The organism is Roseinatronobacter monicus, from assembly GCF_006716865.1.
GTDB classification, from domain to species: domain Bacteria; phylum Pseudomonadota; class Alphaproteobacteria; order Rhodobacterales; family Rhodobacteraceae; genus Roseinatronobacter; species Roseinatronobacter monicus.
This window is the reverse complement of sequence record NZ_VFPT01000001.1, coordinates 664,795-685,062: the sequence shown is the minus strand read 5'-3', so window position 1 is coordinate 685,062 and position 20,268 is coordinate 664,795. Positions and strand designations below refer to the sequence as shown.

Here is a 20,268-nt window from a genome sequence, read left to right as displayed (position 1 = left end):
GGCACATTATATGCGACTTCTGATTGCCGACGATCATATGCTCTTGCGAGACACACTCTGCTCATTCCTAGAGCAAGAGCACGATATTGAAATTGTCACCGCAGGCACCATTGACGAAGCAACGCAAATACTAGCGCGTGCCGAAAGGTTCGATCTGGTGCTGCTTGATTACAGTATGCCAGGCATGAACGCCTTGGAGGGGCTGGACGCCATCCTCAAAATGCCCGATGCGCCCCCCGTTGCACTGTTTTCTGGCATGGCCCCACGCGCTGCCGTCGAGCGGGCATTTTTGATGGGTGTACAGGGGTTTTTGCACAAATCCATGACAGCATCGTCACTTTTGAACGCCATACGCTTTATGGCATTGGGAGAGCGGTATGTTCCTGTCGATCTGTTAACAGAAACTGACCCGCAAAGCGAGGGGCCACTGTGCGCCGCTCCGAATGTGCCTGAGCGTCCGAAATTGACCACGCGCGAGAACGAGGTTCTAAAGGCGCTATGTGATGGCAAGACCAACAAGGAAATTGCCCGCATTCTGAAACTAAGCGAGCCGACCATCAAGCTGCATGTGAAAACCCTATGCCGGCGCTTGGGGGTGAGTAACCGCACGCAAGCCGTGATGGCGGCGCTCACGCATGGCTGGCCCTGAAGAATCACACACGCGCCCCAACGCATGCGCCCGCCGATGATGATATAACCACTGGTTTTTTTGAAAAAATTTTGCTATCGTCTGCGTAAGCTGCACTGCAAAAGCAGCATAGACGAGGCTGGCATGACAATGGCAATACCGCATGACGGCGTGTTCGCGATAAGCTGGGACATGACGCAGATTGACGGCGCAACCGGAATAGACCCTTCATGGTTGCGTGTCGGGGCAAGCTGGCAATGGCGGGGTGCGGCAATGCGCCTTGATGGCCAGCAATCAGTCTTGCCTTTGCCTGCACCGATTGAAATTCACGATATCCGAGAGAATGCGCGCGCGATCGCGCAACGACTTAGCGGTGCCCTGCCCCGACCATCAGGTGTTGAAGATTTCGCGGGGCCACCCGCTGGCGGGTTCACTGTGACCGACGGTTCTGCAAGCTATACCGCCCGCATTGCCGACACTGGGCTGCAAACGCTTGTTATCTTTGAGGGTCCGATGCCACCACAAGGCCAGACCTGCTGGATCACCCATCATCGCCCGGCCCCCTGCGCTGCGCGAAACCCGTCGCAAGATGTGATCTGCTTTGCGTCCGACACACTGATTGCAACACCGCAGGGGGCACGGCCAGTCGCTCTGCTCAAGGTCGGTGACAAGATCATGACACGCGACAACGGCCCGCAACCAGTGCTCTGGCTTGGCCAGAGCATGCTGTCGGGACCAGCACTGCGCCGCCATCCGCAATTGCGCCCCATCCGGCTGCGGCGCGGGGCACTGGAAGACGGGATGCCGAGTGACGATCTGTGCGTCTCGCCCGGACACAGGATCGTTGTCAGCGGGGCACAGGCGCGCGCATTGTTTGGCTGCGAAGAAGTGCTGGTCCGTGCAAGCGACCTGATCAATTTCAGAACAATCACGCAAGATCCGGCGCTTCATGGCATCTGTTACCGGCATTTGCTGCTGGAAGAACACCAGATCATCTATGCCAATGGCGTGCCAACCGAAAGTTTCCACCCGGCACTGGCCCCGGCGCAGACCCTGCGCGAGCACAAGCGCGCCTTGCGGCAGCTGTGTGAAAACTGGGTGACAGCGCCGGAAAGCTATGGCCCGACCGCGCGCCGCTGCCTAAATCTGGCCGAAGCGGCCCTTCTCGCAGCCTGAGCGACAGCTTGCATTGACACCACCCGCGCGCTCTGTATAAGCGCGCAATCTGTGGCGCTTCTGCGCCTTGGACATCATTGGTGTTGGGGGCCCTTGCAAAAGGACGCCTGTCGCCCGCCACACGCGGGAGAGGACAACGCCCTTCATATTGCCCCATCCGGGGCTGCAACCGAAGGAGATCAGCCGTGACCAAACGCACGTCTGCCAAATACAAACTTGACCGCCGCATGGGCGAAAACATCTGGGGCCGTCCAAAAAGCCCTGTGAACCGCCGCGAATATGGCCCCGGCCAGCATGGCCAGCGCCGCAAGGGCAAAATGTCGGATTTCGGCACCCAGCTGCGCGCCAAGCAAAAGCTGAAGGGCTATTACGGCGATCTGACCGAAAAGCAGTTCCGCCGCATCTTTGCCGAAGCCGAGCGTATCAAGGGCGATACGGGTGAAAACCTGATCGGCCTGCTGGAGCGTCGCCTTGATGCCGTGATCTACCGTGCGAAATTCGTGCCGACAGTCTTTGCCGCGCGCCAGTTCGTCAACCACGGGCATATCACCGTGAACGGAACACGCGTGAACATTCCAAGCTACCGCGTCAAAGAAGGCGATGTCATCGCAATCCGCGACAAGTCCAAGCAGTTGGCCATCATTCTGGAAGCTGTTGGTCTGGCAGAACGTGACGTACCCGACTATCTGGAAGTCGATCACTCCAAGCTGACCGCGACTTTCGTGCGTATGCCTGCACTTGGCGATGTTCCCTATCCGGTTCAGATGGAACCAAACCTTGTGGTGGAATTCTACGCGAAGAACTGATCTTCGCCATACCCCAGCAGAATTTCAAAGCCCCGCCAGTCTGGCGGGGCTTTTTCGTGGTCAGATTGTCAGCGTCTTGTCACTGCCGCGACTGCGCGCTCTGTTGCACAGGCTCCTCGTCACAGCAGGTCAGAACCGGTCCAGAAGCCGGCGCAGGTAATCCAGTTCGGCCTCGGGGCGCTCCAGCTCTGCCGAGCGGCGGCGCAGCTCTTCCAGCAAGTCCTGCGCGCGGCGATAGACGTCTTCGCCTTGCAGCAGGTCATCGTCGGTCCCGACTTCGCCACCCTGATTGCGCTCGCGGCCCAGCGGGTCGCGGTTGCTGCCATCACCGCCCTCATTGCTGGCCTGATCGCCTTGCTGGTCGCGCTGGTCCTGCGCACGGGCCTCGTTCATCGCACGCATGCCGTCCCGCATGGCCTCCATCGCGTCGGCTTGCCGACTCAGGGCCTCGCCCGTCTCGCCGTTCTCCAGGGCTTCTGCGGCTTCTTCCATCGCGCGCTGCGCGCGCTCCAGCGCTTCGAGTGCGGCATCGCCTTCGGGCGTTCCTTCGCCTGGAAGGGGTTGCAATTGCTGGTCACGCAACTGATCGGCCAATCCGCGCTGACGCTCTCCAAGCTCTTCGCCCCGCCCCTCGCCCTCGCCTTCACCTTCGCCTTGTTCGCCCTCGGCGGACTCGTCGCCGTTGCGGAATTCATCCTGAAGCTCGTTGAACGTGTCATCAGACAGGTTTTGCTGGTCGCGCAGGGTTTCGCCCAGACCTTCCATTGCCTGATCGCCGGGCATGCCTTCGCCGCCCTCACCTTCAGCCACCTGCAAATTCTCAAGCAACTCGTTCAACTGTGCCAGAAGCTCCGCCGCTTCGTCCATGCGGCCTTCTTCCATCAACTCCTGAATACGGTCGAGCAAGTCCTGAATCTGGTCTTGCGTGATTTCCATGCTTTCGCCATCCATCGGCGGCTCGCCACGTTCGCGCGGCTGCTCGGCAAGCTGGCGCATGTAATCGCGCATCGCTTCGCGCAACTCGTCCATCAATTCCGCGATTTCGGCGGGATCTGCGCCACTGCGCACCGCTTCATCCAGCCGCTCTTGCGCCCGACGCAACCGCTCGCGCGCATCAGCCAACTCGCCTTCTTCCAGCAAGACGGCCAAATCCCACAATTTTTCCGACAATTCGTCACGCAGGGTGCCATCCATTTCGCCCTGATCTAGGCTGGCCAGTAACATCTCGCGCGTCTCAGTAAAGCGGATGCGTGCCTCGACCGAGCGGAAGGCCTCTTCCGGCCTGTGCCCGATGGCTATCATCAATTCGCCAACGCGCCGCGCGTTTTCGCGTGTCCACAGCAGATCACGCCGCATTTCGATCACCGCAGCCGCTGTTGGGTCAAAGAACCGCCGTCCGGGCAGGACCATCTCTGTGGCGCCGGTTGTCGCCGTCTGACCGCGCGCATCTTCCACTTGCAGCGCGATTGTCACAGGCAGATTGGCCCAAGGATGCTGCGAGAAATCCTCGATAAAGGCGTCCTCAATCTCGGCGCGCGAACCAGACGCAGGCATCGGCAAAGACAAGGCCATATCGCTGCGCGGCTCTGGTTCCGCTGCAAGCCCGAAGCGCCGCTCGACATTCTCTAGATCAAGGGCGACCTGTACCTCGCCATCGACAACACCGTAATCATCTGTTGCGATGAAATCCTGACGCATCAGCCCGCCACGCTCGCGCTCCGCGCGCCCGCGCAACGCCACTTCTGGCGGCTGGTCCACTAGGGCGACGACTTCCCAGTCACGCCCCGCGGGGCCGCGCACACTCAACCGGCCCGAGCGTTCAATCTCGAAATCCTGCGCCATCTCGTTGGGGTCATACTCGCCGCGGTCAGACAGGCTTTCCTGCACCGACATGATGCCTTCCTGACCATAGAACCGCACAGTCACACGGCTGCCTTGCGGCAGGTCCAGACGGACACGGTCCACCTCATTGAGGTATAGGCTGGGGCGGCCGGTATAGCTGGGCGGTTGCACCCAGACTTCCCATGACGGGCCAAGGGCTACGGCTTCGGCGCGGCCCGGTATCTGCGCAATCTCTGAAATCTCGCTCACGCGCGACGGGGCACCGAACAAGACAGCCGTCACAAAGCCCGTCATTGCAATGTAGCGCAACCCGAACCGGTCATATTGTGCAAGCCGCAGATTGCCCGGAACGGCCCGCGCCTGTGCCAGTCGCGCTTGCATTCGGGCCAGATGTGCGGCCCAGACACGGCGTGAGGCGTCATCACCGGACCCGATGATCTGTTCATCCGCCAAAGCGCTGAGTGGTCGCCCCGGCATGGAGGCATCCAGCCGCGCGGCGGCATCCGCGCGGGTGGGAATGCGCAACCGCCAAGCACCAAGACCAAATGCCACAAGCGCCAGCACGAGTGTCGTGACAACGCCCGAGAGCGCCCAGACGGGGGGCACAGCATCCTGTGCGCCAAACCCGAGTGCCGCAATCGCAAACAAGATCACGGTCGTGAAGGGCCAGAAAGCGCGGGCCAATCGCTCCAGCCACAGCCCTGTCAATGTGCCGCGCAGCGCGCGTGTCAGGGCCGGGTTGGTTTCGCTGGCTTTACGTCTGCGCATACACCCTCGCTTGTGCTTACAGGTCTGCTGGTGTCACAGCCATGTGGGCAACGTATCGCGATTAATGATCTCGTCAAAGCTTGGACGCGCCCGGATGACAGCATATTGATCATCTTTCACCAGAACTTCGGGGATCAAAGGGCGCGTATTGTATTCCGACGCCATGACCGCGCCATATGCCCCGGCGGAGCGGAAGGCGACAAGATCACCCGGCGCAAGTGGCGGCATGTCACGCCCTTTGGCAAAGGTATCGCCCGATTCGCAGACCGGTCCGACAATATCAACCGGGCTTTGCGCGACTGCGGCAACAGGTTCCAGCACCGGCACAATATCATGATAGGCCCCATACATGGCCGGGCGGATCAGGTCGTTCATGGCCCCGTCAAGGATCAGGAAATCACGCCCCTCGCCTTCTTTCAGGTAAATCACCGAGGCCACAAGAATACCGGCATTGCCCGCGATCAACCGCCCCGGCTCTATCTCGATCTCGACATCCAGATCGCCCAGCACACGCTGGATCATCGCGCCGTATTCCAGCGGCAGCGGTGGCGTTTCATTCGAGCGGGTATAGGGAATGCCAAGCCCACCCCCCAGATCCAGCCGCCGGATGGTGTGGCCATCAGCGCGCAACACGCGCGTCAGGTCGGCAATCTTGGTGAATGCGGCTTCAAATGGCGCAAGGTCTGTCAATTGGCTGCCGATATGCACGTCGACGCCCACCACATCAATGCCCGGCAATGCGGCGGCTTGTGCATAAATCTCGCGCGCGCGGCTGATGGGGACGCCGAATTTGTCTTCTTTGCGCCCGGTGGCGATTTTCTCGTGGGTTTTGGCGTCCACATCAGGATTCACGCGCAGCGTGATCGGGGCCACAGCGCCCAGTGACGTTGCCACATCCGAGAGCACGCGCAATTCTTCGGCCGATTCGACATTGAACTGCCGGATACCGTTGCGCAGCGCAAAGGCCATTTCCTCGCGGGTTTTGCCGACCCCCGAGAAAACAATGCGCGCGCCCGGTATGCCCGCAGCCAATGCCCGGCGATACTCGCCCCCCGACACGACATCCATTCCAGCACCCAGATCGCCCAGCGTGCGCAGGATCGCCTGATTGGACAGCGATTTGATGGCAAAGCAGACCAGATGATCCATGCCCGCCAGCGCCTCCTGAAACAGGCGGAAATGACGGGTCAGCGTGGCCGTGGAGTAACAATAGAACGGCGTGCACACCTCAGCGGCGATTTCGGTCAGGGGCACATCTTCGGCATGCAGGATGCCACCACGATATTGGAAATGGTCCATCAGAGGCGCTTTCAGTCAAACGGCAGGAGAGGAAGAGAGGGCGGGAGCCTCCGGCGGGAGTATTTGGCGCAAGAAAAAGATCCGATCACTCTGGTCGTGAACGCAGGAACAGGTAGAGAGGCAGCCCACAGGACACCCCGATACAAAAGGTGGCGGGGATGGCCAGAAGCCCGATAAAGCGGCGGCGCTGCCATGTTTCGACCAGCACGAACACTGTCAGCGCGACAGCCGCAATGGTCAGATCCCAGACAAGACCAGTTGTCGAGGCATTGGCGTGCCACGCATCGACCATCGCCATTAGCGACCATTCATTCTGCACAAACCATGTGATGAACCAATACATCGGATGGATCGTGCCCCAGATGGCAAGGGCCAGGAATATCAGGCGCAGGGGACTCATAGTCTTGTCTTCGCGCCCATCGTGACCTCACCGCTCAGGCCGATGCCTGCGGCGGGTTGGCCAGGATGGGTTGGGGGCGCTTCTGCCCCGCAGGCGGCAAGTGCGAGCAGGACGGCGAGTGCTGCGTATTTCATCAAAGCCCCTCTTTCCAGCGCGCGACTTGGGCGCGCACATTCTCTGGTGCAGTGCCGCCATAACTTGTCCGGCTGGCGACCGAGTTCTGCACACCCAATACAGAATAGACCGCCTGCGTGATTTCGCCATGTATTTTCTGCATCTCGTCCAAGCTGAGATCGGCCAGATCGCAGCCCTTATCCTCGGCCAGCTTGACCAGAGCGCCGGTCACATGATGCGCCTCGCGGAAGGGCAGGTTCAGCGCGCGCACCAGCCAGTCGGCCAGATCGGTGGCGGTGGAAAAGCCGGACGAGGCCGCCGCCTCTAAGGCTGCGCGATTGGCGGTCAGATCACGCACCATCCCTTCCATCGCAGCAAGCCCGAGGATCAGGTTATCAGCCGCGTCAAAGACCTGTTCTTTGTCTTCTTGCATGTCCTTCGAATAGGTCAGCGGCAGCCCCTTCATGACCGTGAACAGCGCAACTGTCGCGCCCAAGATGCGGCCCAGCTTGGCGCGCAGCAATTCGGCGGCATCGGGATTGCGTTTCTGGGGCATGATGCTGGAGCCGGTCGAGAAGCGGTCTGACATGCGCACGAACCGAAATTGCGCCGAGGACCAGATCACCAGCTCTTCGGCAAAACGCGACAGATGCATGGCACAGATCGAGGCCGCGCCCAGAAATTCCAGCGCAAAATCGCGGTCCGAGACAGTGTCGAGCGAGTTTGATGTGGGCCGGTCAAAGCCCAATGCCTGCGCGGTCATGTGCCGGTCAATCGGAAAGGACGTGCCCGCAAGGGCCGCCGCGCCAAGCGGGCATTCATTCATCCGCGCGCGCGCATCTTCAAAGCGCGATCTGTCACGGGCAAACATTTCGACATAGGCCAGCATGTGATGGCCCCATGTGACAGGCTGCGCCGTTTGCAGATGGGTGAACCCCGGCATGACCCAATCCGCGCCCGCCTCTGCCTGCGCCAGAAAGGCAGAGATCAGGGCATCAAGCCCCGAGATGGCCGCATCGCATTGCGCGCGCACCCACATGCGAAAATCCAGTGCCACCTGATCGTTGCGTGACCGGGCCGTGTGCAGCCGTCCGGCGGGGGCGCCGATAATCTCGCTCAACCGCGCCTCGACATTCATGTGAATGTCTTCCAGCGCGGTTGAAAAGGTGAATGTGCCCGCCTCGATTTCCTCCAGCACTTGCACCAGACCAGTGTCGATTGCGGCGGCATCTTCGGCCTTGATGATCCCGGTTGCGGCCAGCATGGCGGCGTGGGCGCGCGAGCCTGCGATATCTTGCGACGCAAGTCGCTTGTCAAACCCGATCGAGGCATTGATCGCCTCCATGATCGCGTCTGGACCGGCGCTGAAGCGCCCGCCCCACATTGTATTTGCCGATTTCTTGTCCATGGCCAGTACCCCGTAGCAACGCAATTGCGCCACGGCTATACGCCTGCGCCGACCCGAAGGCAATCAGAGCCTCAGCCACCGCGAGGCCCCAAAGCCGCTCGAAATAAGCAGAGCATTTTAATGACCTGCCCAGAATTAACGGCGATTTAAGCCATCGCAGACAAGGTAGCCAAAACGTCGGAGAGCCCTTATGTCCATGCGCCGCCTGAACCCAAGCAGTATTGTTGATGCCGCCCATGCCTCGCCCCTGTCTTGCGCTGCGGAAAAACAGCGCAAGGACACGCTGAGAATGGTGCGGGCAGCACTGGATGAACGCCGCGCCGTTCTGGCCTTTCAGCCAGTCGTGCAGGCGCGCATGCCTAAGCGCGCTGCTTTCTACGAAGGGCTGATCCGAATCATCGATCCGACGGGACGGGTCATTCCAGCAGCCGATTTTATGGATGCGGTCGAAACCAACGAAATGGGTCGGCGCATTGACTGTCTTGCGCTGGAAATGGGTTTGGCCACGCTTGCGCGGGAACCCTCGATCCGGATCTCGGTCAATATGTCTGCGCGCTCGATCGGGTATCCGGAATGGCTGGCCACGCTGGAGCGCGGTTTGCGTCATACGCCCTATATCGCAGAGCGGCTGATCCTCGAGATTACGGAATCCTCGGCCATTCTCGTACCGGATATGGTCACGCTATTCATGCAGGATATGCAGGAAAGGGGCATATGTTTCGCGCTGGACGATTTTGGCGCGGGCTATACGGCGTTCCGATATTTGAAGGACTTTTACTTTGATATCGTCAAGATTGATGGCGCTTTCATTCGGGACATCGCCCATGAGGCGGACAATCAAATTCTGGTGCAGGCCTTGGTATCTATCGCGCGGCATTTCGATATGTTCACTGTGGCCGAATCCGTCGAGACGGCGGAAGATGCACAAACATTGGTCCGGATGGGGGTCGACTGCCTGCAAGGGTATTATTTCGGGGCACCGTCCATACAGGAACCTTGGAAAGTATCGAACCTGAAGCCCCGCCAAACAGGATGATGCCAAACCAACCGAATGCGGGGGGCTATGCAAATATGGGCCTGCGCCAATTGCCAAGTGCATAAGGCATAGAGCGCCGATTGGGCTTATGGCACCCGACCGGCAGCCATATCAGATGAGACAGCGCGCGATTGGCGACTTGATGCGCATGAGCAGTCGGGGAACGGGGCGCGCCCGAAGCTCTGGCGCTTTGCTTTCGGAAACCTGCGCCAAATCAGTTAAGGGTTGCTTAAACGGTGCGGGTCATGTCCAATCCGATCAACAAGATTTGACGCGCGGCTTCAGTCTGTGCGTGCAGTCACCAAGCACCGCCGCATTCGGAGGGAACCATGGCGAAAAAGATCTTGTTGCCAATCGACCTGAATTCACCGGTTTCATGGATAAAACCGCTGGCAGAAGCGCAAGAGATGCTGATTAAGGGCGGCGAGTTGCATGTCGTCAGCGTCTTGCCTGATTTCGGCCTGTCAATGGTCGGAACGTTTTTCAAGGCCGGGTTTGAACAAACCGCCTTGCACCAGTTCGGCGAAGCGTTGCGCAACTGGATCAAACAAAACGTGCCCGTCTCGGTCGAGGTGCACCCGCATATCTTGCACGGGAACATTTACGACGAAATCCTGCGCGCAGCAGACAAGCTCGAAGTCGACCTGATTATTCTGGCGGCACACCGCCCCGAAGCGAAGGATTATCTGCTTGGGCCAAATGCGGCCAGAGTGGTGCGACATGCAAAGCAGTCTGTCTATGTGGTGCGCGATTAAGCTTTTCTCCGCGATAGGCCAACGGATACACGCAGCGATTCCGATCGCTCAACAGCCATAAACCTCTCGTCGCGAATAGCGCGAGAACTTATACCGCGCGCTTCCCTGCCAGTAACACCGCCGGGGTGCGGGTTGAGAGATCATGCCCGACAGCACAGGCCGCATATCTGCCCTTGTCATTTGCCAGTGTGGATGCTGAACATGGCGCAGGGTTTGCCCGCGACACAACGCGGGACGGACAAAAATGTACAGGGCGCGGCAGACGCGCAGGGCGTTGCGGCCTTTGCGGCTTGCGTGCCGCACAGGGTCGCCACGTCACAGATGAAGGAGTTAACACCATGACACATAAAGAGATTCTGGCTGCCGCTGGCCTGAATGAGGCAGCGCTGACAGGTGGCACACTGGCCGTCTACTCCCCCATTGACGGGGCCGAAGTGGCAAGCTTGCACGAAACCGACCCCGCCGAAATGCCCGCCATCATCGCGCGCGCGCAAATCGCCTTTCGCCAGTGGCGTAATGTTCCAGCACCGCGCCGTGGCGAGTTGGTCCGCCTGTTCGGCGAGGAATTGCGCGCAGCAAAGGCCGAATTGGGGGCAGTGGTCACGCTAGACGCTGGCAAAATCACATCCGAAGGTTTGGGCGAAGTTCAGGAAATGATTGATATCTGCGATTTCGCAGTCGGCCTGTCTCGGCAGCTTTATGGTCTGACCATCGCCTCGGAACGCCCCGGGCACCGCATGGCGGAAACATGGCACCCGATGGGGCCGGTCGGGATTATCTCGGCGTTCAATTTTCCTGTGGCTGTCTGGTCTTGGAATGTCGCATTGGCGTTGGTTTGCGGCAATCCGATCATCTGGAAACCCTCTGAGAAATCGCCCCTGACTGCAATGGCCGCGCATCGCTGTCTGGAACGTGCGCTGGTCAAGTTTGGTGACGCGCCTGACGGCCTGAGCCAGCTTGTCATTGGCGGGGCAGAGATCGGGGCCGCGCTGGTGGACAGCCGCGATGTGCCGATTGTATCTGCGACCGGCTCTACCCGCATGGGCAGCCTTGTCGGGCCAAAGGTCATGGCGCGCTTCGGGCGCCCGATTCTGGAACTGGGCGGCAACAACGCCATGATCGTGGCCCCGTCGGCGGATCTAGACATGGCAGTGCGCGCGATTGTCTTCAGCGCCGTTGGCACTGCCGGGCAGCGCTGCACATCGTTGCGCCGCCTGATCGTGCACGAATCGATCCGCGAAGGGCTGGTCGAGAAACTGAAAGCCGCCTACTCCACGCTGCCTGTGGGTGATCCGCGCGCATCGGGCACATTGGTTGGCCCATTGGTCGACAATGGCGCGCGGGCGCGCATGTTGGAACAGCTGGACCGTGCCCGCGCCGATGGTGGCATCGTGCATGGCGGCGAAAGCGTGTCAGACGCGGTGCCGCAGGGCGGGGCCTATGTCACGCCTGCTTTGGTCGAAATGCCCAGCCAGACCGAGTGCGTGCGCGAGGAAACCTTTGCGCCGATCCTGTATGTGATGAGCTATGAAACGCTGGAAGACGCCATCGAGATGCAAAACGATGTGCCGCAAGGGCTGTCATCGTGCATTTTCACCCTGAATCTGCGCGAGGCGGAGACATTCCTGTCGGCTGCCGGGTCTGATTGCGGGATCGCCAATGTCAATATCGGCCCGTCCGGCGCGGAAATCGGTGGGGCATTTGGCGGCGAAAAGGAAACAGGCGGCGGGCGTGAAAGCGGCTCTGACGCGTGGAAAGGGTATATGCGCCGCCAGACCTGCACGGTGAACTACTCGGCGGAATTGCCATTGGCGCAAGGGGTGCGCTTTGACATCTGAAACGACCCTGTGGCACGCCTCTGCCCGAGAGGAGTTCGGCGCGGGCCCACTCACGCGGGACATGACGGTCGATCTGGCCGTGGTCGGGGGCGGTTTCACAGGGTGTTCTGCGGCATTGGAGGCAGCGCGCACAGGCGCGACTGTCTGCTTGCTGGAAGCAGAAGCAATCGGCCATGGCGGGTCGGGGCGCAATGTCGGGCTGGTCAATGCCGGTCTGTGGTTGCCGCCTGAGGCCCTTACCGCGCAGATGGGGCAGGACGCAGGATTGCACCTGATCCACACGCTGGCCGGTGCACCCGCGCAAGTGTTCAACTTGATCGCGCGCGAGGGGATCGACTGCGAAGCCACTTGCGACGGCACCCTGCACCTTGCGCATTCTGCGGCAGGGTTGCGCGACGTGCAGGACCGCCACCGACAGGGTGTCGCCTTGGGCGCGCCGTTGCAGGTGCTGGATGCGGCTGAAACACAGCGCCGTGTGGGCAGTGACAGGTTTTGCGGCGCGCTTTTTGATCCGCGCGCAGGCACCATACAGCCGCTCTCTTATGTGCGCGGGTTGGCACGGGCGGCAGTGGCGGCGGGGGCCGCACTGCACACCCACAGCCCTGTTTCCGCATTGTCGCGCAAGGGCGGTGACTGGGTGCTGAGCAGCCAAGGGCACACAGTGCGGGCGCGCAAGGTGCTGATGGCCACAAATGCCTATCATCTTGGGCTGAGTGATCCGTTTCAGCCACAATTCGTGCCGGTGAATTTTTGCCAATTTGCCACTGCCCCTTTGCCCGACGCGCTGCGCGCCACCATCCTGCCGCAGGGTGAAGGGTGCTGGGATACTGCGCTTGTCATGTCCTCGCTGCGGATGGATCAGGCGGGGCGCCTGATATTGGGGGGCATTGGCAATGGCGCGGGGCCAGTGGGGGGCGTCCATCACGCATGGGCACAGCGCAAACTGGCAACGCTGTTTCCCGCGCTGAAAGGGCAGGCCCTGCACCACGGATGGAGCGGGCGTATCGCCATGACCAGCGACCATATCCCCAAAATCGTGGCTTTTGGCCCTGATGCGCTGGCCTGTTTCGGCTATTCGGGGCGCGGCATCGGACCGGGCACTGTATTTGGCATGCAGGCCGCACATGCTTTGTTGACAGGCGACATGGAGAGCTTGCCTGTGCGCCCTGTTGCCCGGCATGATGAGCGTTTCACCAGCACCCGCGCCCTGTGGTATGAAACCGGCGCTGGCCTGATCCACGCCACTGCCGCAAGGTTCAGCACCTAACACCCACGCTACGCTTTGGGCTTACCGGATAATTCGGTTCACATGCCCCATCTTGCGGCCTGCCCGCGCTTCGGGTTTGCCATAGAGGTGCACGGCCGTGTCCTTGGCGCGCAGCAAGTCTGGCAAGCGGTCCAGATCATCGCCAATCAGGTTTTCCATCACCACATCGGCATATCGCCCACCATCGCCCAAGGGCAATCCCACAACGGCGCGGATATGCTGCTCAAACTGGTCTACGCTGCATCCGTTTTGTGTCCAATGGCCGGAATTGTGCACGCGGGGTGCTATCTCATTTACGATCAAACCCTGCGGTGTGACAAACATTTCCACGCCCAACACACCAAGATAATCCAGCGCGTTCAGCACCTTCGCCGCTACAAGTACAGCGTCGCTGCGCTGTCGTGCACTGACGCGAGCGGGGACACGCGTTTCGTGCAAAATACCGGATTTGTGCAAGTTCTCACCGGGGTCAAAAGCCGCGACTTCACCGCTCAGGCCACGCGCTGCGATGACAGATATTTCAAGCGAGAAGGTCACGAACCCTTCGAGGATCGCGGGTGCGCCTTGCATTGCGTCCCACGCGGGCTGGATATCAGCGGCCCCGTCAATCCGCGCCTGCCCTTTTCCGTCATAGCCCATGCGGCGGGTTTTCAGTATTGCAGGGGTGCCAATTTGGGCAACCGCGCGTTCCAGCGCCTCTGCGCTGTCTACGAGTGCGAAGGGGGCGGTTTCCAGACCAAGAGTTTGCAGGAACTCTTTCTCATGCAACCGGTCCTGCGACACGGCAAGCGCACGGCGTCCGGGGCGGATGGGGCGCAATGCCTCCAACAGAACAAGGGTCGCTGTCGGGATATTCTCGAATTCGAAAGTGATGACATCGACACTGGCGGCAAACTCCGTCAGGGCTGCAGCATCATCCCAAGGGGCAGTGGTGACGTATTCGGCAACCTGACCCGCTGGTGGTGCCACACCGGGATCATAGATATGGCAGCGATACCCCAGTCGGGACGCGGCGACCGACAACATCCGCCCCAATTGCCCGCCGCCAAGTATGCCGATCACGCGGCCAGGGGCTAATGCGTCAGTCATCAACCGGCACCTCCGGGATTGAGGCCGAAAGTTCAGCGCGCCACGTGTCCAACCGTTCGGCCAGCGCGTCATCGTGCAAGGCCAGAATGCCGGCGGCCATCAGCCCGGCATTCGCCGCCCCCGCAGCGCCGATGGCCATGGTCGCCACGGGATAGCCGCGCGGCATCTGCAAAATCGAATACAGGCTGTCGACGCCTGACAGGGCCTTGGTCTGCACGGGCACGCCAACCACCGGCACGCGGGTTTTCGATGCCATCATGCCAGGCAGATGCGCAGCCCCGCCCGCCCCTGCGATGATGACCTGCAAACCGCGGGCAACCGCCTCGCGCCCATATTCCCACAACCGATCCGGTGTGCGGTGGGCGGAAACGATGCGCGTCTCATAGCTGACACCCAAGTCATCGAGTATCTGTGCGGCTTCGCGCATTGTCGGCCAGTCTGACTGGCTGCCCATGATGATCCCTACCCGAATGTCGGTCATACGGCCCCTCTTGGCTGATTATCTTCGCACTTATAGCGATGGTGGGCACAGGCGCAATTGCGTCAGGCAATGATATCGGGGGTCAGTTCATCTTCGATCCGCGCGATCTGGTCTTTCAGCTGTAGCTTGTCTTTCTTCAGACGCTGAATCGTCAATTGCGCGCTTGGCCCTTTTTCCTGAAGCGCATTGATCGCCTCATCAAGGTCGCGGTGCTTCTGACGCAGCACTTCAAGTTTGACGCGCAACACATCTTCATGGTTCAGTTCCTGCGGAGAATTCATGGGCGCGATTCTGTTCTTGTTACTTCTGCCGCGACGATAGCCGGAAAAACCCCGCGGCAAAAGCCTTTGATCCCGCAGGGCGCGGCACCTTGCCCCTTGCGAGTCGTAAATTTGACCCCATATCTTTACCAATAGGGTCGCCGCATATGGGGCCCGCAGCATTGTCGCTTATCTGAGAGGGCTATCGCTGATGACAAAACTGAATTTCCCGTCGCACCCGCTACTGCTGGGGTTCGACAGGCTGGAGCGGCTGGTTGAACGCACGGCACGCGCGGGCACAGACGGATACCCGCCCTTCAATATCGAAGTGACCGAGCAGAACAAATTTCGCATCACTCTGGCTTTGGCCGGGTTCCGTGAGGAAGACCTGTCCATAACAGTCGAGAAACGCCAATTGCTGGTGCATGGACAGCAGCATGACACAGACAAGGACACGCGTGTGTTCCTGCATCGCGGTATCGCAGCCCGCCAGTTTCAGCGTGCATTCGCTTTGGCCGATGGTGTTGATGTTGCCCAAGCATGGCTTGCAGACGGGCTCTTGCATATCGACCTGATCCGCAAAGAGCCTGAAGATACAGTGCAGACCGTTCCCATAACCCGAGGCTGAAGCGAGGTAAGCAAATGAACAGCGAATTCCCCATCAACACTTCGGGCCGCCCGATTGCGTATGTCCGCCCTATCAAGGCAAGTGAGTTGCCCGAAGATATCCGCGACCAGCTTCCCGGTGTGACGGATTTATATGCGATCCACCATGAAGAAGGCGAGCGTCTGGCGCTGGTGACAGACCGGACAATGGCATTTGTCATGGCGCGCCAAAACGACATGGAGCCGGTTAGCGTGCATTGACCCCGCGGAACAAACACTGCGGAAACTAATGAAAAAAGCGCCCCTATGGGCGCTTTTTTTCGTGGGCAACAGCGCAAAGTATGAAAAAGGGCCGGGAAATTCCCGGCCCTTAATCGTCAATCTTGCGAGGCCGCAGCTTACATCATGCCGCCCATGCCGCCCATGCCACCCATATCAGGCATGCCGCCGCCACCGCCTTGGCCTTTCGGCTCTGGCTTGTCGGCGATCATGGCTTCTGTTGTGATCAACAGGCCAGCAACCGAAGCTGCGTCCTGAAGTGCAGTGCGCACAACTTTCGCGGGGTCGATCACGCCGAATTTGAACATGTCGCCATATTCTTCGGTCTGCGCGTTGAAGCCGAATGTCTTGTCGTCGCTTTCGCGGATTTTGCCCGCAACAACGGACCCGTCCACACCAGCGTTTTCAGCGATCTGACGCAGTGGCGCTTCGAGTGCCTTGCGTACGATCGAGATACCGACAGTCTGGTCGCTGTTTTCGCCAGTCAGCCCACCGAGCGATTTGCCCGCCTGAATCAGCGCCACGCCACCACCGACAACAATGCCTTCTTGCACGGCTGCGCGGGTTGCGTTCAGAGCATCATCAACGCGGTCTTTGCGCTCTTTGACTTCGACTTCCGACATACCGCCGACGCGGATGACCGCAACGCCGCCAGCCAGCTTGGCCAGACGCTCTTGCAGCTTCTCTTTGTCGTAGTCAGATGTTGTTTCTTCGATCTGCTGACGGATCTGCGAAACACGTGCCTCGATCTCGGCTTTCTCGCCTGCGCCATCGACAATAGTTGTGTTGTCTTTGGTGATCGTGACTTTCTTGGCGCTGCCAAGCATGTCCATGGTCACGCTTTCCAGCTTCATGCCCAGATCTTCGCTGATCACCTGACCACCGGTCAGAACTGCGATATCCTGCAACATGGCCTTGCGACGGTCGCCAAAGCCGGGTGCTTTTACAGCAGCAATTTTCAGGCCGCCGCGCAGCTTGTTCACAACCAGAGTTGCCAGCGCTTCGCCTTCAACATCTTCAGCGATGATCAGAAGCGGTTTTTGCGACTGGATCACCTGCTCCAGAAGCGGAACCATCGGCTGCAGCGACGAGAGTTTCTTCTCGTGAATCAGGATGATTGCATCATCCAGATCTGCGATCATCTTGTCGGGGTTGGTGACGAAATAGGGGGACAGGTAGCCGCGGTCGAACTGCATGCCTTCGACAACATCGGTTTCTGTTTCCAGACCCTTGTTTTCTTCGACAGTGATCACGCCCTCATTGCCAACTTTCTGCATCGCGTCCGCAATCTGGCGGCCAATTTCAGCTTCGCCATTGGCGGAGATGGTGCCGACCTGCGCAACTTCGGCAGTGTCATTTACCGGACGTGCAGCAGCTTTGATCGCGTCAACAACTTTGGTGGTTGCCAGATCGATACCGCGCTTGAGGTCCATCGGATTCATGCCAGCGGCAACCGATTTCAGACCTTCGCGCACGATTGCTTGTGCCAGAACGGTCGCAGTTGTGGTGCCGTCGCCCGCTTCGTCATTGGTGCGCGAGGCCACTTCTTTGACCATCTGCGCGCCCATGTTTTCGAACTTGTCTTCCAGTTCGATTTCCTTGGCAACAGTCACACCGTCTTTCGTGATGCGCGGTGCACCGAAAGATTTGTCGATCACGACATTGCGACCTTTGGGGCCAAGCGTGACCTTCACCGCATCAGCGAGAGTGTTCACACCGCGCAGCATGCGGTCGCGGGCATTGGTATTAAATTTGACGTCCTTAGCAGCCATTTGGGTGCCTCCTGGTTGTCTATGTTTTCAGTGGAATTCAGCGAAATCAGGCCATAACGCCCAGGATGTCGCTTTCTTTCATGATCAGCAGCTCTTCGCCATCGATCGTCACTTCGGTGCCCGACCACTTGCCGAACAGAACGCGATCACCGGCTTTTACAGCCATGTCGATCAACTCGCCCGAATCCTTGCGCGCACCATCACCAGTGGCGATGATTTCGCCTTCTGCCGGCTTTTCCTTGGCGCTTTCGGGAATGATCAGACCGCCTTTGGTTTTTTCGTCGCCTTCGACACGACGGACGAGAACACGGTCATGCAACGGTTTAAATGCCATCTGAGAACGCTCCTTTGGTTCCAGGTTAAAATTCTGTTATCACTCGCACTGGCCGAGTGCTAACGACGCAGAGATAGGCGCGCATCTCTGCCCTGTCAACATCAATGTCTGGAAAAAATAGGCGGCCTCGGTGGTTGTAATTTCAAGACGGTGCACCGCGTGACAAGCCCAACGCGCAGGGGTATAAGCGGCGCGAACCGTGCACCCTTGGCACCTCTCACAACACACGGAATTGCAGCGATGATCAAAGTTTTCGGCCATTTCTCTCCAGATGTGGATTCGACCGGCTCCCCCCTGATCTGGGCGTGGTATCTGACCCAGATCCGCAACACCCCAGCCGAGGCAGTGCTTCTGGGCCAACCGAATACCGAAGCGAAGTTTGCGCTGTCACATTGGGGTTTCGAGCAACCAGCGATTTTGCAAGACTTGGCGCCGGGCACCCCGGTCGTGATCGTCGACACCAACAATCCCGACGAGTTGCCAAAGGGCATCAATGATGCCGATATTCAGGCGATCATCGACCACCATAAACTTGTAGGCGGGCTGGAAACGAAAGGCCCGATCGACATTACGATGCGCCCGCTCGCCTGCACGGCGACCATCATGTATGACATGATTGGCAAGCACATGGCGCAGGCTCCGCGCGGGATCAAGGGCATGATGCTGTCATGCATCTTGTCCGACACGCTGGAATTCCGGTCCCCCACCACGACCCAGACAGACCGCGCTGTCGCACATGCACTGGCAGAGGAACTGGGCGTCGAGATCAGCGAGTTGGCGGCGCAGATGTTTGCCGCGAAATCTGACGTTTCGGCCTTTTCTGACGCCGAATTGCTGAAGATGGACGCCAAGAAATTCAATGTCGGTGACAAGAATTTCCGCATCTCGGTTCTGGAAACCACTTCGCCCGATCAGATCCTGTCGCGCAAGGCCGCGCTGATGGCCGCAATGCCCGATGTCGCCGCAGAAGATGGCGCAGATGAGGTGATGCTGTTCATCATCGACATTCTCAAGGAAGAAGCCACATTGCTGATCCCCAATGAGGTGGTCAAATCGGTGGCCGAAAAATCCTTCAACGTGACAATCAGTGGCGATACAGTTGTATTGCCGGGGGTCATGAGCCGTAAGAAACAGATCATTCCGGTGCTGACACAGTGACACGTATCCTTTCAAATTTCGCTGAAATCTCTGCCAACTACAATCTGGCTCTGGTTGATCTATGGGGCTGTGTGCACAATGGGCAGGCCATTTATCGGGCAGCCGAAGCGGCCTTGCAGGGCTTTCGCAAAGCAGGCGGCTGCGTGGTGCTTGTCACCAACTCGCCCCGGCCCACAATCGGCGTTCAGGCGCAGCTTGATGGCATGGGGCTGGCGCGCGACGCCTATGACGGGATTGCCACATCGGGCGATGCTGCGCAGGCGGGCATGCTGATGGGGGCTGTTGGTCGGCGCGTGTGGCATCTGGGTCCGGAGAAAGATGACGGCTTTTTCACCAGCCTGCCCGACTGGGCCAAGGACCAGCCCCCGATTGAACGGGTGCCGTTCGATGAGGCGGAAGGCATTGTCTGCACCGGCCTTTTTGACGAGACGACAGAAGCCCCCGAAGATTATCGCGGGCGCTTTCTGTCTGCGAAAGCGCGCGAATTGAAATTGCTCTGCGCCAATCCAGATATCATCGTTGATTACGGTGACACACGGGTCTATTGCGCGGGGGCCTTGGCGCAACTCTATGACCAGATGGGCGGCGAAAGCTTCTATTTTGGCAAACCACATCCGCCGATCTACGATCTTGCGCGTCGTGTCGCCACAGCGACCGGCCTGAAATTCTCGGAAGAGCGTACAATCGCTATTGGCGACGGCATCGCAACGGATGTCAAAGGCGGCATGGGTGAAGGCGTTGATACGCTTTTCATAACAGGCGGTCTTGCCGCTGCCGAATTTGGCACAGACGTCGAAAGCCCTGATCCTGCCTTGCTGTACAAATGGATCGCACAGCAAGCCATCCAGCCGACATTCTCTATCGGGCGCCTGCGCTGACAACACCCAAGGCGACTTGAACCTGCATCACTCCCCCTGCCCCCGCGCAAGGGGAATGATGCGTCACGCCTCGG

21 protein-coding genes are annotated in these 20,268 nt (G+C 59.5%); 11 read left to right on the top strand and 10 right to left on the bottom strand.

Translation table 11 applies throughout. From position 1 onward, the window contains the following. Nucleotides 1-10 precede the first annotated feature (10 nt). The 3 genes from BD293_RS03010 (at nt 11) to rpsD (ending at nt 2,610) form a co-directional block, all read left to right on the top strand. Nucleotides 11-649 carry a response regulator transcription factor gene (locus BD293_RS03010; RefSeq protein ID WP_142079801.1) on the top strand — a complete coding sequence of 213 codons (639 nt, stop codon included), beginning with the start codon at nt 11-13 and terminating at the stop codon, nt 647-649. Between the two features lie 123 nt (nt 650-772). Next, nucleotides 773-1,804 carry a Hint domain-containing protein gene (locus BD293_RS03005; protein WP_142079800.1) on the top strand — a complete coding sequence of 344 codons (1,032 nt, stop codon included), beginning with the start codon at nt 773-775 and terminating at the stop codon, nt 1,802-1,804. Between the two features lie 185 nt (nt 1,805-1,989). Then, the gene (rpsD, locus tag BD293_RS03000; protein WP_142079799.1) at nt 1,990-2,610 is read left to right on the top strand and encodes a 30S ribosomal protein S4; all 621 of its coding nucleotides are present in this window, start codon (nt 1,990-1,992) and stop codon (nt 2,608-2,610) included. Between the two features lie 129 nt (nt 2,611-2,739). Here rpsD and BD293_RS02995 read toward each other — a convergent pair whose 3' ends face one another. From BD293_RS02995 to argH, 5 genes are all read right to left on the bottom strand, one after another. Continuing rightward, nucleotides 2,740-5,220, bottom strand: a complete 2,481-nt coding sequence (locus tag BD293_RS02995; RefSeq protein WP_142079798.1) for a DUF4175 domain-containing protein — start codon at nt 5,218-5,220, stop codon at nt 2,740-2,742. 33 nt (nt 5,221-5,253) lie between these two features. Then, nucleotides 5,254-6,519, bottom strand: a complete 1,266-nt coding sequence (lysA, locus tag BD293_RS02990; RefSeq protein WP_142079797.1) for a diaminopimelate decarboxylase — start codon at nt 6,517-6,519, stop codon at nt 5,254-5,256. Between the two features lie 85 nt (nt 6,520-6,604). Then, nucleotides 6,605-6,919, bottom strand: coding sequence for a DUF2834 domain-containing protein (locus BD293_RS02985; RefSeq protein ID WP_142079796.1), 315 nt, complete (start codon nt 6,917-6,919; stop codon nt 6,605-6,607). After that, nucleotides 6,916-7,053, bottom strand: coding sequence for a hypothetical protein (locus tag BD293_RS22600; protein ID WP_170207045.1), 138 nt, complete (start codon nt 7,051-7,053; stop codon nt 6,916-6,918). The genes BD293_RS02985 and BD293_RS22600 overlap by 4 nt, the downstream gene beginning before the upstream one ends. Then, entirely contained in the window at nt 7,053-8,441 is a 1,389-nt protein-coding gene (gene argH, locus BD293_RS02980; RefSeq protein WP_142079795.1) for an argininosuccinate lyase, read from the bottom strand. Before argH ends, BD293_RS22600 begins: the two co-directional genes overlap by 1 nt. Before the next feature lie 190 nt (nt 8,442-8,631). On the opposite strand from argH, the gene BD293_RS02975 reads away from it, so the two are divergent. The 4 genes from BD293_RS02975 (at nt 8,632) to BD293_RS02960 (ending at nt 13,337) form a co-directional block, all read left to right on the top strand. Continuing rightward, entirely contained in the window at nt 8,632-9,477 is an 846-nt protein-coding gene (locus BD293_RS02975) for an EAL domain-containing protein (protein ID WP_246086194.1), read from the top strand. Nucleotides 9,478-9,806: 329 nt separating this feature from the next. Beyond that, nucleotides 9,807-10,232 carry a universal stress protein gene (locus BD293_RS02970; RefSeq protein WP_142079794.1) on the top strand — a complete coding sequence of 142 codons (426 nt, stop codon included), beginning with the start codon at nt 9,807-9,809 and terminating at the stop codon, nt 10,230-10,232. Between the two features lie 338 nt (nt 10,233-10,570). Next, complete coding sequence (gene amaB, locus BD293_RS02965) at nt 10,571-12,070, top strand: L-piperidine-6-carboxylate dehydrogenase (RefSeq protein WP_142079793.1); 1,500 nt, start codon at nt 10,571-10,573, stop codon at nt 12,068-12,070. Beyond that, nucleotides 12,060-13,337 carry an NAD(P)/FAD-dependent oxidoreductase gene (locus BD293_RS02960; RefSeq protein ID WP_246086193.1) on the top strand — a complete coding sequence of 426 codons (1,278 nt, stop codon included), beginning with the start codon at nt 12,060-12,062 and terminating at the stop codon, nt 13,335-13,337. The genes amaB and BD293_RS02960 overlap by 11 nt, the downstream gene beginning before the upstream one ends. A 21-nt stretch (nt 13,338-13,358) precedes the next feature. Here the strand turns inward: BD293_RS02960 and BD293_RS02955 are convergent, their stop codons facing one another. From BD293_RS02955 to BD293_RS02945, 3 genes are all read right to left on the bottom strand, one after another. After that, nucleotides 13,359-14,426, bottom strand: a complete 1,068-nt coding sequence (locus BD293_RS02955) for a 5-(carboxyamino)imidazole ribonucleotide synthase (RefSeq protein WP_142079792.1) — start codon at nt 14,424-14,426, stop codon at nt 13,359-13,361. Then, nucleotides 14,419-14,907, bottom strand: coding sequence for a 5-(carboxyamino)imidazole ribonucleotide mutase (gene purE / locus BD293_RS02950; protein ID WP_142079791.1), 489 nt, complete (start codon nt 14,905-14,907; stop codon nt 14,419-14,421). The genes BD293_RS02955 and purE overlap by 8 nt, the downstream gene beginning before the upstream one ends. Nucleotides 14,908-14,969: 62 nt before the next feature. Continuing rightward, nucleotides 14,970-15,188 carry a YdcH family protein gene (locus BD293_RS02945; protein ID WP_142079790.1) on the bottom strand — a complete coding sequence of 73 codons (219 nt, stop codon included), beginning with the start codon at nt 15,186-15,188 and terminating at the stop codon, nt 14,970-14,972. A 190-nt stretch (nt 15,189-15,378) separates the two neighbouring features. On the opposite strand from BD293_RS02945, the gene BD293_RS02940 reads away from it, so the two are divergent. Both BD293_RS02940 and BD293_RS02935 read left to right on the top strand, forming a co-directional pair. Then, on the top strand, nt 15,379-15,795 hold the full coding sequence (locus BD293_RS02940; RefSeq protein WP_142079789.1) for an Hsp20 family protein: 417 nt from the start codon (nt 15,379-15,381) through the stop codon (nt 15,793-15,795). Nucleotides 15,796-15,809: 14 nt separating this feature from the next. Then, complete coding sequence (locus tag BD293_RS02935; RefSeq protein WP_142079788.1) at nt 15,810-16,034, top strand: DUF1150 family protein; 225 nt, start codon at nt 15,810-15,812, stop codon at nt 16,032-16,034. Nucleotides 16,035-16,171: 137 nt separating this feature from the next. Here BD293_RS02935 and groL read toward each other — a convergent pair whose 3' ends face one another. Both groL and BD293_RS02925 read right to left on the bottom strand, forming a co-directional pair. Beyond that, the gene (groL, locus tag BD293_RS02930; protein WP_142079787.1) at nt 16,172-17,824 is read right to left on the bottom strand and encodes a chaperonin GroEL; all 1,653 of its coding nucleotides are present in this window, start codon (nt 17,822-17,824) and stop codon (nt 16,172-16,174) included. 46 nt (nt 17,825-17,870) lie between these two features. Beyond that, nucleotides 17,871-18,158, bottom strand: a complete 288-nt coding sequence (locus tag BD293_RS02925) for a co-chaperone GroES (RefSeq protein ID WP_142079786.1) — start codon at nt 18,156-18,158, stop codon at nt 17,871-17,873. 240 nt (nt 18,159-18,398) lie between these two features. Between BD293_RS02925 and BD293_RS02920 the strand changes: the two genes are divergently transcribed. Both BD293_RS02920 and BD293_RS02915 read left to right on the top strand, forming a co-directional pair. Next, a complete protein-coding gene (locus tag BD293_RS02920; RefSeq protein ID WP_142079785.1) occupies nt 18,399-19,316 on the top strand; it encodes a manganese-dependent inorganic pyrophosphatase in 918 nt (305 codons plus the stop codon). Then, complete coding sequence (locus BD293_RS02915) at nt 19,313-20,194, top strand: TIGR01459 family HAD-type hydrolase (protein ID WP_142079784.1); 882 nt, start codon at nt 19,313-19,315, stop codon at nt 20,192-20,194. Before BD293_RS02920 ends, BD293_RS02915 begins: the two co-directional genes overlap by 4 nt. Nucleotides 20,195-20,268 lie beyond the last annotated feature (74 nt).

Excerpts from the sequence above, each read along its gene's own strand:
- groL (WP_142079787.1), bottom strand. The coding sequence starts at position 17,824 with ATGGCTGCTAAGGACGTCAAATTTAATACCAATGCCCGCGACCGCATG.
- BD293_RS02935 (WP_142079788.1), top strand. The coding sequence starts at position 15,810 with ATGAACAGCGAATTCCCCATCAACACTTCGGGCCGCCCGATTGCGTAT.
- purE (WP_142079791.1), bottom strand. The coding sequence starts at position 14,907 with ATGACCGACATTCGGGTAGGGATCATCATGGGCAGCCAGTCAGACTGG.
- BD293_RS03010 (WP_142079801.1), top strand. The coding sequence starts at position 11 with ATGCGACTTCTGATTGCCGACGATCATATGCTCTTGCGAGACACACTC.
- BD293_RS02985 (WP_142079796.1), bottom strand. The coding sequence starts at position 6,919 with ATGAGTCCCCTGCGCCTGATATTCCTGGCCCTTGCCATCTGGGGCACG.
- BD293_RS02995 (WP_142079798.1), bottom strand. The coding sequence starts at position 5,220 with ATGCGCAGACGTAAAGCCAGCGAAACCAACCCGGCCCTGACACGCGCG.
- argH (WP_142079795.1), bottom strand. The coding sequence starts at position 8,441 with ATGGACAAGAAATCGGCAAATACAATGTGGGGCGGGCGCTTCAGCGCC.
- BD293_RS02955 (WP_142079792.1), bottom strand. The coding sequence starts at position 14,426 with ATGACTGACGCATTAGCCCCTGGCCGCGTGATCGGCATACTTGGCGGC.
- lysA (WP_142079797.1), bottom strand. The coding sequence starts at position 6,519 with ATGGACCATTTCCAATATCGTGGTGGCATCCTGCATGCCGAAGATGTG.
- BD293_RS22600 (WP_170207045.1), bottom strand. The coding sequence starts at position 7,053 with ATGAAATACGCAGCACTCGCCGTCCTGCTCGCACTTGCCGCCTGCGGG.
- BD293_RS02920 (WP_142079785.1), top strand. The coding sequence starts at position 18,399 with ATGATCAAAGTTTTCGGCCATTTCTCTCCAGATGTGGATTCGACCGGC.
- BD293_RS02945 (WP_142079790.1), bottom strand. The coding sequence starts at position 15,188 with ATGAATTCTCCGCAGGAACTGAACCATGAAGATGTGTTGCGCGTCAAA.
- BD293_RS02975 (WP_246086194.1), top strand. The coding sequence starts at position 8,632 with ATGTCCATGCGCCGCCTGAACCCAAGCAGTATTGTTGATGCCGCCCAT.
- BD293_RS03005 (WP_142079800.1), top strand. The coding sequence starts at position 773 with ATGACAATGGCAATACCGCATGACGGCGTGTTCGCGATAAGCTGGGAC.
- BD293_RS02970 (WP_142079794.1), top strand. The coding sequence starts at position 9,807 with ATGGCGAAAAAGATCTTGTTGCCAATCGACCTGAATTCACCGGTTTCA.
- BD293_RS02940 (WP_142079789.1), top strand. The coding sequence starts at position 15,379 with ATGACAAAACTGAATTTCCCGTCGCACCCGCTACTGCTGGGGTTCGAC.
- amaB (WP_142079793.1), top strand. The coding sequence starts at position 10,571 with ATGACACATAAAGAGATTCTGGCTGCCGCTGGCCTGAATGAGGCAGCG.
- BD293_RS02925 (WP_142079786.1), bottom strand. The coding sequence starts at position 18,158 with ATGGCATTTAAACCGTTGCATGACCGTGTTCTCGTCCGTCGTGTCGAA.